At 71.9% G+C, this 12,466-nt stretch carries 13 protein-coding genes and 1 pseudogene; 10 read left to right on the top strand and 4 right to left on the bottom strand.

Annotated features, from left to right (window positions below; genetic code table 11):
- Positions 1-27 precede the first annotated feature (27 nt).
- The 4 genes from leuC (at position 28) to IE248_RS00765 (ending at position 3,233) form a co-directional block, all read left to right on the top strand.
- On the top strand, positions 28-1,452 hold the full coding sequence (leuC, locus tag IE248_RS00780; RefSeq protein WP_008739873.1) for a 3-isopropylmalate dehydratase large subunit: 1,425 nt from the start codon (positions 28-30) through the stop codon (positions 1,450-1,452).
- 3 nt (positions 1,453-1,455) lie between these two features.
- On the top strand, positions 1,456-2,049 hold the full coding sequence (gene leuD / locus IE248_RS00775; protein WP_008739874.1) for a 3-isopropylmalate dehydratase small subunit: 594 nt from the start codon (positions 1,456-1,458) through the stop codon (positions 2,047-2,049).
- Between the two features lie 137 nt (positions 2,050-2,186).
- Entirely contained in the window at positions 2,187-2,414 is a 228-nt protein-coding gene (locus IE248_RS00770) for an SCO5555 family protein (protein WP_008739877.1), read from the top strand.
- 144 nt (positions 2,415-2,558) lie between these two features.
- Positions 2,559-3,233: an HU family DNA-binding protein gene (locus IE248_RS00765; protein WP_008739879.1), complete on the top strand. Its 675-nt coding sequence runs from the start codon at positions 2,559-2,561 to the stop codon at positions 3,231-3,233.
- A gap of 305 nt (positions 3,234-3,538) precedes the next feature.
- Here the strand turns inward: IE248_RS00765 and cofC are convergent.
- Positions 3,539-4,138: pseudogene (gene cofC, locus IE248_RS00760) on the bottom strand (2-phospho-L-lactate guanylyltransferase); the annotation flags it as partial.
- A 243-nt stretch (positions 4,139-4,381) separates the two neighbouring features.
- Between cofC and IE248_RS00755 the strand changes: the two are divergent.
- The 3 genes from IE248_RS00755 to IE248_RS00745 are packed head-to-tail and all read left to right on the top strand — an operon-like array spanning position 4,382 to position 7,338.
- A complete protein-coding gene (locus tag IE248_RS00755) occupies positions 4,382-5,134 on the top strand; it encodes a lysophospholipid acyltransferase family protein (protein WP_008739882.1) in 753 nt (250 codons plus the stop codon).
- Positions 5,131-6,141 (top strand): NAD(P)H-dependent glycerol-3-phosphate dehydrogenase, encoded by a 1,011-nt coding sequence (locus IE248_RS00750; protein ID WP_008739884.1) that lies wholly within the window; start codon positions 5,131-5,133, stop codon positions 6,139-6,141. Before IE248_RS00755 ends, IE248_RS00750 begins: the two co-directional genes overlap by 4 nt.
- Positions 6,142-6,180: 39 nt before the next feature.
- A complete protein-coding gene (locus tag IE248_RS00745) occupies positions 6,181-7,338 on the top strand; it encodes a D-alanine--D-alanine ligase family protein (protein ID WP_073798375.1) in 1,158 nt (385 codons plus the stop codon).
- A 95-nt stretch (positions 7,339-7,433) separates the two neighbouring features.
- Here the strand turns inward: IE248_RS00745 and IE248_RS00740 are convergent, their stop codons facing one another.
- Both IE248_RS00740 and IE248_RS00735 read right to left on the bottom strand, forming a co-directional pair.
- The gene (locus tag IE248_RS00740) at positions 7,434-7,934 is read right to left on the bottom strand and encodes a DUF3515 domain-containing protein (protein WP_190029780.1); all 501 of its coding nucleotides are present in this window, start codon (positions 7,932-7,934) and stop codon (positions 7,434-7,436) included.
- Positions 7,935-7,957: 23 nt separating this feature from the next.
- Positions 7,958-8,191 (bottom strand): Lrp/AsnC family transcriptional regulator, encoded by a 234-nt coding sequence (locus IE248_RS00735; protein ID WP_008739890.1) that lies wholly within the window; start codon positions 8,189-8,191, stop codon positions 7,958-7,960.
- A gap of 245 nt (positions 8,192-8,436) precedes the next feature.
- Between IE248_RS00735 and IE248_RS00730 the strand changes: the two genes are divergently transcribed.
- Together IE248_RS00730 and thiD are read left to right on the top strand one after the other, a co-directional pair.
- On the top strand, positions 8,437-9,420 hold the full coding sequence (locus IE248_RS00730; RefSeq protein WP_037792123.1) for a thiamine-phosphate kinase: 984 nt from the start codon (positions 8,437-8,439) through the stop codon (positions 9,418-9,420).
- Positions 9,417-10,220: a bifunctional hydroxymethylpyrimidine kinase/phosphomethylpyrimidine kinase gene (gene thiD, locus IE248_RS00725; protein WP_008739893.1), complete on the top strand. Its 804-nt coding sequence runs from the start codon at positions 9,417-9,419 to the stop codon at positions 10,218-10,220. The genes IE248_RS00730 and thiD overlap by 4 nt, the downstream gene beginning before the upstream one ends.
- Before the next feature lie 133 nt (positions 10,221-10,353).
- Here thiD and rpmB read toward each other — a convergent pair whose 3' ends face one another.
- Positions 10,354-10,539, bottom strand: a complete 186-nt coding sequence (gene rpmB, locus IE248_RS00720; protein WP_007266795.1) for a 50S ribosomal protein L28 — start codon at positions 10,537-10,539, stop codon at positions 10,354-10,356.
- Positions 10,540-10,788: 249 nt separating this feature from the next.
- Here rpmB and fakA point away from each other — a divergent pair, with 249 nt between their 5' ends.
- Entirely contained in the window at positions 10,789-12,462 is a 1,674-nt protein-coding gene (fakA, locus tag IE248_RS00715) for a DAK2 domain-containing protein (protein ID WP_190029779.1), read from the top strand.
- Positions 12,463-12,466: the final 4 nt, after the last annotated feature.

Here is a 12,466-nt window from a genome sequence, read left to right as displayed (position 1 = left end):
CCGGGACGGTGAGCCGGAGGGAAAGCGATGGGTAGGACACTCGCGGAGAAGGTCTGGGACGACCACGTCGTCCGGCGCGCCGAGGGCGAGCCCGACCTCCTCTTCATCGATCTGCACCTGCTGCACGAGGTGACCAGCCCCCAGGCCTTCGAGGGCCTGCGGCAGGCCGGCCGCAAGGTCCGCCGCCTGGACCTCACCATCGCGACCGAGGACCACAACACCCCCACCCTCGACATCGACAAGCCGATCGCGGACCCGGTCTCCCGGGCCCAGCTGGAGACGCTGCGGGCGAACTGCGCCGAGTTCGGCGTGCGCCTGCACTCGCTGGGCGACGTCGAGCAGGGCGTCGTCCACGTGGTGGGACCGCAGCTGGGACTGACCCAGCCCGGCACCACCGTGGTCTGCGGCGACTCCCACACCTCCACCCACGGCGCCTTCGGCGCGCTGGCCTTCGGCATCGGCACCAGCCAGGTCGAGCACGTACTGGCCACCCAGACGCTCCCGCTGGCCCGCCCCAAGACGATGGCCATCACCGTCACCGGCGCGCTGGCCGAGGGCGTCACCGCCAAGGACCTGATCCTGGCCATCATCGCCAGGATCGGCACCGGCGGTGGCCAGGGCTACATCCTGGAGTACCGCGGCGAGGCCGTCGAGAAGCTGTCGATGGAAGCCCGCATGACCATCTGCAACATGTCGATCGAGGCCGGCGCCCGCGCGGGCATGATCGCCCCCGACCAGACCACCTTCGACTACCTCCGGGGCCGCGACCACGCCCCCGAGGGCGAGGACTGGGACGCGGCGGTCGCCTACTGGCGGACCCTGCGCACCGACGACGACGCCGTCTTCGACGCGGAGGTCGTCATCGACGGCACCGCGCTGTCCCCGTTCGTCACCTGGGGCACCAACCCGGGCCAGGGCGCGCCGCTGTCGGCCAACGTCCCCGACCCCGCTTCGTACGAGGACGCTTCGGAGCGCCACGCCGCCGAAAAGGCCCTGGAATACATGGGGTTGGAGGCCGGACAGCCGCTGCGCGACATCAACGTCGACACCGTCTTCGTAGGTTCCTGCACCAACGGCCGCATCGAGGACCTGCGCGCCGTCGCCGGCATCATCGAGGGCCGCAAAGTCGCCGACGGCGTACGGATGCTGGTCGTCCCCGGCTCGGTGCGCGTCGCGCTCCAGGCCGTGGAGGAGGGCCTGGACAAGGTCTTCAAGGAGGCCGGCGCCGAATGGCGGCACGCGGGCTGTTCGATGTGCCTGGGCATGAACCCCGACCAACTGGCGCCCGGTGAGCGCTCCGCGTCCACCTCCAACCGCAACTTCGAGGGCCGCCAGGGCAAGGGCGGGCGCACCCACCTGGTCTCCCCGCAGGTGGCCGCGGCCACCGCGGTGCTGGGCCATCTGGCCTCGCCCGCCGATCTGTCCGACGCCACCGCGACCGCCGGAGTCTGAACCATGGAAGCCTTCACCACCCACACCGGCCGGGCCGTCCCGCTGCGCCGCAGCAACGTCGACACCGACCAGATCATCCCGGCCCACTGGCTGAAGAAGATCACCCGCGACGGGTTCGAGGACGGGCTCTTCGAGGCCTGGCGCAAGGACCCCGAGTTCGTCACGAACCGCCCGGAGCGCGCGGGCGCGACCGTGCTGGTCGCGGGCCCCGACTTCGGCACCGGCTCCTCGCGCGAGCACGCCGTGTGGGCCCTTCAGAACTTCGGCTTCAAGACGGTCATCTCCTCCCGGTTCGCCGACATCTTCCGCGGCAACTCGCTGAAGAACGGTCTGCTGACCGTGGTCCTGCCGCAGGAGACCGTCGACCGGCTGTGGCAGCTGAGCGAGGCCGACCCGACCGCCGAGATCACGGTCGACCTGGTCGCCCGCCAGGTCCGAGCGGAAGGCGTCGAGGCCGAGTTCGAGCTCGACGACAACGCCCGCTGGCGGCTGCTGGAGGGGCTGGACGACATCTCGCTCACCCTTCAGAACGAAGCGGACATCGCGACGTACGAAAGCGCCCGGCCCGCACACAAGCCGCGCACCATTCGGGCCTGATTCCGGCCTGATCAGCGCTTATTCGCCCTCGGGTGATCATGAAGACAACACTGTGCCCCCCGCCCTCCGGCGGGGGGCACAGCTGTGTGTTGAGGCCCCGTGAGGCGACAACTCGCCCCAGATGGCACAATCTGTGCATGGAACGCGACAGTCAACTTGAGCTCTACGAACTGGTCGCGGACCGATTGAAAGAAGCACACACAAGGGTGCGCACGCTGCAAGTCCCGGAGGGCGTAAGGATGGCGCTGTCCCGGAAGCTGTTGGTCGTCACGGCCGCGGCGAAGCATGATCTCGCCGATGCGGCAAGGCGCCTGGACAGGTTGATGAAGGACCTCGACGAGGGTCGATTCCCTGAAGGCGACTGATGCGAAGGAACTCCGTAACGGCCTACAACGTTGCGGCACTAGGGTGATTAGCCCGTTTCGTGTTTGATTTGCGGTATATATCCGCCTAACGTGCGAAATAAGCTTGAACACATTCGTTCTGGCGAAGTCTCCGAAGGGGAAGACGTGAACAAGGCGCAGCTCGTAGAAGCGATTGCCGACAAGCTGGGCGGCCGCCAGCAGGCCGCGGACGCCGTCGACGCGGTACTGGACGCCATCGTCCGCGCGACCGTCGCGGGCGACCGGGTCTCGGTCACGGGCTTCGGCTCGTTCGAGAAGGTGGACCGCCCGGCCCGTTACGCCCGCAACCCGCAGACCGGTGAGCGCGTCCGGGTCAAGAAGACCTCCGTGCCCCGTTTCCGTGCGGGCCAGGGGTTCAAGGACCTGGTCAGCGGCACCAAGAAGCTCCCCAAGGGTGGCGAGGTGTCGGTGAAGAAGGCCCCCAAGGGCAGCCTCACCGGAGGTGCTTCCGCGACGGTCAAGAAGGCCGCGGCCAAGAAGGCCACCACCGCCAAGAAGGCGGCGGCGAAGACCGCGGTCGCGAAGAAGACCGTCGCCAAGAAGACCACGGCCACGGCCGTCAAGAAGGCCACCGCGAAGACCGCAGTGGCGAAGAAGGCCACGCCGGCGGCGAAGAAGGCCACCGTCAAGAAGGCGGCCGCCACGGCCAAGAAGACCGCGACCACGGCCAAGAAGACCGCTCCGGCGGCCAAGAAGGCCACCGCGAAGACCACCGCGCCCGCCAAGAAGGCGACGGCGCGCAAGACCACCGCGAAGAAGACCACGGCCCGCAAGAAGTAAGGGCAGCAGTCACACACGCCGGGCCGGCTTCCCCTCAGGTGGGGAAGCCGGCCCGCGGTGCGTTCTTTCGGGGTGTTTCCCCAGGTCGGACGGGGGGCTCAGAAGGTCTGCAGGGTGATCAGGGTGATCCGCAGACCCGCCCCCTCGCCGTCCGTCTCGATCCGGACCCGCTGCCCGGGACGCAGCAGGCGCAGGCCGCCCGCGTCGAACGCCGGGGCCTCGAAGGGCACCGGGGTGCCGTCGTCCAGCAGCACGCTGCCGCTTCGGGTCTGGGAGTCGTACGTGTACGCGGTCGCCTGCATACGGGCACTGTATCGGGCCGTGTGCCGCCCCACGCCGAGGGCGAGTGCGGTCCGCAGATCCGCCGCCGTGTCCACGTCCCGGCGCACGCTGTCGACACCCTCCAGGGTCATTTCCACCGCCCCCGAAGCGGAATGCCGCGCCCGGGACGGGCCGCCGAACGAGGGTGCCAATTCCACGTCCGGAGCAGCGGAAAGCAAGGTCGTCCCGATTCCCGCCGCATCCGCCAGAAATGCCCGGGGAAATACCGAAGCGGTTTCGAGCACGCGTAGCAATTCCGGCGGCCGCAGCGCCGGCAGATCCGCGTTCATCGCGGCCACCGCACAGCCCGGGCGGCCCGCCCGCGCCGCCCGCGCCCCGTGGGCCAGGGCCGCGTTGAGCCCGGCGCCCGGGGCGTCCGCGACGATCCGGGCGCCCAGCCGGGCCAGTTCCGATCCGGCCAGCGAATCGTCCGTGACGACCACCACATCGGCGACCGCCGCGCAGGCCAGGGCCCCCGCCACGGTGTCCTGGGCGAACGCCAGCGCCAGCCCCGGCCGGGACGCTCCCACCGCCACCGCCAGCCGGCTCTTCCCCACGGCCAGCGGCTTCAGCGGGACCACCAGGCTCCATACGCCGCTCGTGGCCGACTCCTTCCCCTGCGACGCGTTCGCGCGCCTCCGTGGACCATGGCCGGGTCATGGCCTGGTCATGCGTCGGCCCATTGTCGCCTTCGCCCGGCCCACCCGGGGGTTCGCGGCCGCGAGCGGGGCGTACGGTGTTCTCGACAGCGACCGGAATCCAGGGCCACACTTGTCCGGCCGACGAGGTGCCCAATCCACGCACCGGTCCTAGAGGAAGGTGTTCGAGTGTCCCGCCGCAGAATCGGCTTCTGGTACCGCCTGGCAGCGGTGATCGCGAAACCGCCGCTGGTAGTGCTCTTCAAGCGGGACTGGCGGGGAATGGAGCACATTCCGGCCGAGGGCGGATTTATCACCGCCGTCAATCACAACTCGTATCTGGACCCGCTGTCGTACGCGCACTTCCAGTACAACAGCGGTCGGGTGCCGCGATTGCTCGCGAAGGCCGCCCTCTTCAAGGTGCCTTTTGTCGGCTCGATCCTGCGCGGGTCCGGCCAGATCCCCGTCTACCGGGAGTCCACGAACGCCCTGGACGCATTCCGGGCCGCCGTGACCGCCATCGAGAGCGGCGAATGCGTGGCCTTTTACCCCGAGGGCACCCTCACCCGGGACCCCGACATGTGGCCGATGGCCGGCAAGACGGGCGCCGCCCGCGTCGCCCTGGTGACCCGGGCCCCCGTCATTCCGGTGGCCCAGTGGGGCGCGAACCTCGCGATGCCGCCCTACGCCAAGGAGAACAAGCTCCGGCTGTTCCCGCGCAAGACCCTCCAGGTGAAGGCCGGACCGCCCGTGGACCTCTCCGGGTTCTACGACCGCGAACCCACGCCGGACGTCCTCAAGGACGCCACCGAGACCATCATGGCGGCCATCACCGAGCTCCTGGAGGAGCTGCGGGGCCAGCAGGCACCCGCGGAGCCGTACGACCATCGCAAGGCCAGGGCGGAACAGCGGCGCAAGGCCGCGGGGGAGGACAGCAAGTGACACGTCCCGTGAAGGCAGCCGTCTACGGAACCGGCTCCTGGGGCACCGCCTTCGGCATGGTGCTCGCCGACGCCGGCTGCGAGGTGACCCTGTGGGGCCGCCGCCAAGAGGTCGTCGACGCCATCAACGGCGGCCGGACCAACCCGGACTACTTCCCCGGCGTCGAACTGCCCGCGAACATGCGCGCCACCTCCGACGCCGCCGAGGCCGCCCGCGGCGCCGACTTCGCCGTCCTGGCCATCCCCTCCCAGACCCTGCGCGGCAACCTCGCCGAATGGGCCCCGCTGCTGCCCGCCGACACCGTGCTCGTCTCCCTGATGAAGGGCATCGAACTCGGCAGCGCCAAGCGGATGAGCGAGGTCATCGAAGAGGTGGCCAAGGTCCCCGCCGGGCGCGTCGCCGTCGTCACCGGCCCCAACCTCGCCCGCGAGATCGTCGCCCGCCAGCCCGCCGCGTCCGTCGTCGCCTGCGTGGACGAGGCCGTCGCCCAGCGGCTCCAGGCCGCCTGCCACACCCCGTACTTCCGCCCGTACACCAGCACCGACGTCATCGGCTGCGAACTCGGCGGCGCCGTCAAGAACGTCATCGGCCTCGCCGTCGGCATCGCGGACGGCATGGGCCTCGGCGACAACACCAAGGGCTCGCTCATCACCCGCGGCCTCGCCGAAGCCACCCGGCTGGGCCTGGCCATGGGCGCCGACCCGCTCACCTTCTCCGGCCTCGCCGGCCTCGGCGACCTCGTCGCCACCTGCTCCTCGCCGCTCTCCCGGAACCACACCTTCGGCACCAACCTGGGCCGCGGGATGACCCTGGAGGAGACCATCGCGGTCACCAAGCAGACCGCCGAGGGGGTCAAGTCCTGCCAGTCGGTGGCCGATCTGGGCCGCCGCCACGGAGTGGACATGCCGATCACCGACACCGTGGTCGACATCGTCCACCACGGCAAGCCCCCGCTGGTCGCGCTCAAGGAACTGATGGGACGCAGCGCCAAACCGGAACGCCACTGACTCCATTCCGGACGTGTGAGCGGGTATCGTCGTGGCGATATGAGCAGCGAGAACCTCCCCCAGACCCCTGAGCAGCAGGGCCGCAAGCCCCGCGTGGCCGTCGTGTTCGGCGGCCGCAGCTCGGAACACGCCATCTCGGTCGTCACCGCGGGCGCCGTGCTGCGCTCCATCGACCGGTCCAAGTACGAGGTGCTGCCCATCGGCATCACCACCGACGGCCGGTGGGCGCTGACCGCCGACGAGCCGTCCCGGATGGCCATCGCCGACCGGAAGCTCCCCAGCGTCGACGACCTCGCCGACTCCGAGGACGGCGCCGTCGTGCTCTCGGTGGACCCCGCCAACCGCGAGGTCGTCTACACCGAGCCGGGCGCCGTCCCCAAGGCCCTGGGCGAGGTCGACGTCGTCTTCCCGGTGCTGCACGGCCCGTACGGCGAGGACGGCACCCTCCAGGGGCTGCTGGAGCTCGCCGGGATCCCGTACGTCGGCTCCGGCGTCCTCGCCTCGGCCGTCGGCCAGGACAAGGACTACATGAAGCGGGTGTTCACGTCCTTCGGACTGAACGTCGGCCCGTACATCACCGTCCGCCCCCGCGAGTGGACGCGCGACGCGGACGCCGCCCGCGGCCGGATCCTGGACTTCGCCGAAGAGCACGGCTGGCCGCTGTTCATCAAGCCCGCCCGGGCCGGCTCCTCGATCGGCATCACCAAGGTCGACGACGTCTCCGGCCTGGACGAAGCGGTCCGCGAGGCCCAGCGCCACGACCCGAAGATCATCGTCGAGGCGCTGCTGCGCGGCCGCGAGATCGAGTGCGGCGTGCTGGAATTCGAGGACGGGCCGCGCGCGAGCGCCCCCGCCGAGATCCCGCCGGTCTCCAGCCACGACTTCTACGACTTCGAGGCGAAGTACATCGACTCCGCCTCCGGAATCGTGCCCGCCCCGCTCACCCCGGAGCAGACCGCCGAGGTGCGGCGGCTCGCGGTCGAGGCCTTCGAGGCCGCGTCCTGCGAGGGCCTGGTGCGCGCCGACTTCTTCCTCACCGAGGACGGCACCTTCGTCATCAACGAGATCAACACCATGCCGGGCTTCACCCCCATCTCCATGTACCCGCGCATGTGGCAGGAGTCCGGGGTCGAGTACCAGGAACTGGTCGACCTCCTGATCCAGGCCGCCCTGCGCCGCCCCACGGGGCTGCGCTAGCCGCGCGCCCACCCGTACGACACAGCGACCGCCCGCCGGGATTCCCGGCGGGCGGTCGGTGTGCGAAGGGGCGCGCGCGGCCCTCGTCAGGACGGTCAGTACGAGGAGACGCCCTCCGGGACGGTCTCGGCGACGGCGGCGGACGGCCCGACGAGCATCCCCGCATCCGTGGCATGCTCCTTGTCGACCCGGACCTCGGTGTACGCGAGGCGCAGCCCGGTGATGAACCGGAACCCCCCGCCGGCACTGTCGGGGACCGGCTCCAGCAGCCACCGGACGCCGTTGACCTCGACGCCCTCCTGCTCCGGATCAGCCATCTCGGGGGGTTTGGGGATACCGCACCGCAGTACGATCGCCGAGCCGCCCCACGCGGCCGTCAGATCCGACGCGGGCCGGGTGGTGGTCCGCGCCAGGCCGGCCACCGTGTCGGGGAGCTTTTCGTGCAGTGCCGCACAGAGCTTCGCGACCTCGGCGGGCGGCGTGGGGGGCGGATCCACCCGGGCCTCGTCATCGCCCGGTGTGCAGCCCGCGAGGGCCAGTACGGCCGCCAGGGCGGGCAGGGCGAGCAGACGGAAGGGCCGGTGGTCGAAGGACATCACCGGCCAAGAGTAGACGGGGGCTACAGATGGACCACCGGGCAGGTCAAGGTGCGGGTGATCCCCTCCACCTGCTGGACTTTGGCGACCACCATGCGGCCGAGTTCGTCCACGGTGTCGGCCTGGGCGCGCACGATCACGTCGTACGGGCCCGTCACGTCCTCGGCCTGGATCACCCCCGGGATCTGGCCGATGGACTCGGCGACGGACGACGCCTTGCCCACCTCGGTCTGGATAAGGATGTACGCCTGTACCACGGAACCTCCAGGGCGGCCACGAGGATCATTTCCCCTAACCTTCGGATGGGCCCAGGCAGATCGGGCGGGCCCGGGGAAGAAGGGACGCCACGGTACCGCGTCGCCGAGCGTCACGGGGAGACCCGCGGGCCCGGCGCCACGCACGGCGGGGCGTACGGAGAGCAGAAGTTGACGTATCTGTTGACGGTACCCAGAGCTGTGACGGCTCGCGACCGCAAGCGGACTGGGCAAGAAGGGGCACAGCGATGAAGGGCACTGTGGGCGAGCTGGGGGAGTTCGGGCTCATTCGGGAGCTCACCTCACGGCTCACCACCACCCCGGCGGTCCGGCTCGGACCCGGCGACGACGCCGCGGTGGTGTCGGCCCCCGACCGGCGGGTCGTGGCGAGCACGGACATCCTGCTGGAAGGCAGGCACTTCCGCCGCGACTGGTCCACCGCCTACGACGTCGGCCGCAAGGCCGCCGCGCAGAACCTCGCCGACATCGCCGCCATGGGCGCCGTGCCGACCGCGCTGCTGCTCGGCCTCGTCGTCCCGGCCGAACTGCCGGTCACCTGGCCCACCGAGCTGATGGACGGCATCCGCGACGAATGCCAGGTCGCCGGCGCCGCCGTCGTCGGCGGGGACGTCGTGCGCGGCGACACCATCACCGTCGCCATCACCGCCCTCGGCGACCTGCGCAACCACGAGCCCGTGCTGCGCTCCGGCGCCCAGCCCGGCGACGTCGTGGCCGTCACGGGCTGGCTCGGCTGGTCCGCCGCCGGCTTCGCGGTGCTCTCGCGCGGCTTCCGCTCCCCGCGGGCCTTCGTCGAGGCGCACCGGCGCCCCGAGCCGCCGTACCACGCCGGCCCCGCCGCCGCCGGACTCGGCGCCACCGCCATGACGGACGTCAGCGACGGCCTGATCGCCGACCTCGGGCACATCGCCGAGGCCAGCAAGGTACGGATCGACCTGCGCTCGGCGGCCGTGGACATCCCGACCCAGATGCACGACATCGGCCAGGCCGTCGGCGTGGACCCGCTCCAGTGGGTGCTCACCGGCGGGGAGGACCACGCCATCGTGGCGACCTTCCCGCCCGACGTGAAGCTCCCCGCCCGCTGGAAGGTCATCGGCGAGGTACTGAACCCCTCCGCGCAGCCCCAGGTGACCGTGGACGGCGCGCCCTGGCACTCCACCGGGGGCTGGGACCACTTCGGAGCCGACCCGGCCGCCGAGGACGCCGCCCGGTGACCGCCGCCCCGCCGCTGTGCCTGACCGTCGCCGGATCCGACTCCGGCGGCGGCGCGGGCATCCAGGCCGACCTCAAGACCATGCTGGCGCTCGGCGTCCACGGCATGAGCGTGGTGACCGCCGTGACCGCGCAGAACTCGCTCGGGGTGAAGGGCGCCTGGGAACTCCCCGCCGAGGCCGTCAGGGCCCAGTACCGGGCCGTGGTGGACGACATCGGGGTGGGGGCGGTGAAGACCGGGATGCTGTCCGGCGCCGTGCTGGTGGAGACGGTGGCCGAACTGCTGGCCGGAACCGCCGCCCCGGCCGTCGTGGACCCGGTGGGCGTCTCCAAGCACGGGGACGCGCTGCTCGCCCCCTCGGCGCTGGAAGCCGTACGCAAGGAGCTGCTGCCGCGGGCCACCGTGGCCACCCCGAACCTGGACGAGGTCGAACAGCTCACCGGGATCGCCGTGACGAGCGAGGACGACATGCGGCGGGCCGCCGACGCCGTCCTCGGGTACGGGCCGCGCTGGGCGCTGATCAAGGGCGGTCATCTCGCGGCGCACGCGGGCGAGGCGGTGGACCTGCTCACGGACGGGGCCGAGGAGTTCTGGCTCCGGGCGCCCCGCCACGACAACCGGCACACGCACGGCACGGGCTGCACCCTGGCGAGCGCGATCGCAGCCGGCCTCGCCAAGGGCCTGGAGGTGCCGGCGGCCGTCACCGGGGCCAAGGAGTACGTCACGGGCGCCATCGCCGCCGGATTCTCCCTCGGCGGCGGCATCGGCCCGGTGGACCACGCCTGGCGGTGGCACCGCTGAACCGGCGCCGCGCGCGACCCGGGTCAGGTCCGGGTCAGGGTCCGGGCAGCGTCCGGGCAAGGCAAAAGGCCGGTCCACCAGGGTGGACCGGCCTTCTTGGCAACCGGAAAGGGCTGCGCTACGACGGGTGGCGTCAGCGCGAGACCTTGCCGGCCTTGATGCACGAGGTGCAGGCGTTGAGGCGCTTCGGCGTCCCATTGACCACGGCACGGACGCGCTGGATGTTCGGGTTCCAGCGACGCGAGGTGCGGCGGTGCGAGTGGGAGATGTTGTTGCCGAAGCTCGGCCCCTTGGCGCAAACGTCGCAGTTGGCAGCCACAGGTCACTCCAAAGACTTCAGATGCACTTACAGTGAAATCCGGCGCACCGGATCAGAAGTCTGCGAAGTCTGAGTGGTTTGCCGGGGGAATGGCCCGACTTTCATCGGGCAACCGGAGCAGCATACAACGACTGCGTCCGTCCTAGAAAACTACCACGGCCGCCGCCGACCCCGCCCCGGGGTCCGGGGGCGGCGGCCGTCCTTCGTTACCCTGCGGTGAACCCTGGCCCGCACGAGGAGGAACGCCCGGTGCCGCACGAGCCCCAGCCGCAGCCCGCCGACGAGCTCGACGCCGAAGCGGTGCGCACCTGGAGCTCGCTCGCCCTGGCAGCACTGGGCCGGGCCCGCGAGGACATCGACGCGATCAACGTCTACCCCGTCGCCGACGCCGACACCGGCACCAACCTCTACCTGACCGCCGAATCCGGCGACCGCGCGCTCGACGCCGTCTTCGGGGCCGGGGGGACCGGACCGGCCGGCGTGAGCGACACCACAGCCCCGCCCTCCCTGCCCGAGGCGGTACGGGCCTACGCGCACGGCGCCCTCATAGGCGCCCGCGGCAACTCCGGGACGATCCTGGCGCAGCTGCTGCGCGGGGTGGCCGACGTACTGGGCACCGAACCCGAGGGCCGCGGCCCCGCCGGGCTGCTCGCCCAGGCGCTGACCCGGGCCGCCGAGGAGGCGTACCGGGCCGTCGCGCACCCCGTCGAGGGCACCATGCTCACCGTCGCGACCGCCGCCGCGCGCGCCGGGGAAGCCGCCCTGACCACCGCCGGGACCGCCGCCGAGGTGGCCCGCGCCGCCTACGACGGGGCCCGGGCGGCCCTCGCGCAGACCCCGGGCCAGCTGGCCGCGCTGGGGCGGGCCGGGGTGGTCGACGCCGGGGGCTGCGGGCTGGTCGCCGTACTCGGGGCGCTCTGGCAGGCGCTCTCCGGGCAGGAACCCGGGCAGGAACCCGTCCGCGGACGGGCCGTGCCCGTACCGCGGACGCCCGAGCCGTGCGCCGAGGAGCAGGGCGGCCCCGCGTACGAGGTGATCTACCTGCTGGAGGCCACCGAGGCGGCGGTCACGGCGCTGCGCGCCCGGCTCGACGGACTCGGCGACTCCCTGGTCGTGGTCGGCGGCGACGGGCTCTGGAACGTCCACGTCCACGTCGACGACCCCGGCGCGGCGGTGGAGGCCGGGGTGGTCGCCGGGCGGCCGTACCGGATCCGCATCACCCATTTCGGCGACGAGCGCCGCCGCGGCCGGGGCGAACGCGCCCAGCGGGCCGTGGTCGCCGTCGTCCCCGGCGAGGGGCTCGCCGGGCTCTGCGCCGAGGCGGGCGCCACCACCGTGCTCACCCGGCCCGGGGAGGAGCCGACCGCCGCCGCGCTGGCCGACGCCATCGCGCGGGCCCACGCCCGCGAGGTGGTGCTGCTGCCGGGCGGCCCCGACGGGCGGGCGGCCGCCGGGGCCGCCGCCGAGCAGGCCCGCGCAGACGGCGTCCGGGTCGCGGTGATCCCCACCCGGTCCGCCGTCCAGGCACTGGCCGCGCTCGCCGTGCACGACCCGGAGGGCAGCTTCGACGAGGACGTGGTCGCCATGACCGCCGCGGCCGGCGCCACCCGCTACGCGGAACTGGCCGTCGCCGAGAGCCGGTCCTTCACCTCCGCGGGCATCTGCCAGGCCGGGGACGTCCTCGGGCTCATCGACGGGGACGTCGCCGTCATCGGCGCCGCCCTGCCGGAGACCGCCGAGGCGGTGCTGGAGCGGATGCTCGGCTCCGGCGGCGAACTCGTCACCCTCGTCCTCGGACCGGAGGTGCCCGACGCCCTCGCCGAGCACCTGGAGGCCTACGTACAGCACGGGCACCTGGCCGTGGACACCGTCACCTACCGCGGCGGACGGTACTCGCCGCCGCTCCTCATCGGGGTCGAATAGCCGG

This window comes from Streptomyces goshikiensis (assembly GCF_014650555.1).
In the GTDB taxonomy this organism is placed as follows: Bacteria; Actinomycetota; Actinomycetes; order Streptomycetales; family Streptomycetaceae; genus Streptomyces; species Streptomyces goshikiensis.
Note: the sequence above shows the minus strand (reverse complement) of the source record. Positions and strands in the feature narration are given on the sequence as shown.

Bases quoted from the DNA above. Each gene is read 5' to 3' on its own strand.
- leuC (WP_008739873.1), top strand. From the start codon at position 28: ATGGGTAGGACACTCGCGGAGAAGGTCTGGGACGACCACGTCGTCCGG.
- leuD (WP_008739874.1), top strand. From the start codon at position 1,456: ATGGAAGCCTTCACCACCCACACCGGCCGGGCCGTCCCGCTGCGCCGC.
- IE248_RS00770 (WP_008739877.1), top strand. From the start codon at position 2,187: ATGGAACGCGACAGTCAACTTGAGCTCTACGAACTGGTCGCGGACCGA.
- IE248_RS00745 (WP_073798375.1), top strand. From the start codon at position 6,181: ATGAGCAGCGAGAACCTCCCCCAGACCCCTGAGCAGCAGGGCCGCAAG.
- IE248_RS00740 (WP_190029780.1), bottom strand. From the start codon at position 7,934: ATGTCCTTCGACCACCGGCCCTTCCGTCTGCTCGCCCTGCCCGCCCTG.
- IE248_RS00730 (WP_037792123.1), top strand. From the start codon at position 8,437: ATGAAGGGCACTGTGGGCGAGCTGGGGGAGTTCGGGCTCATTCGGGAG.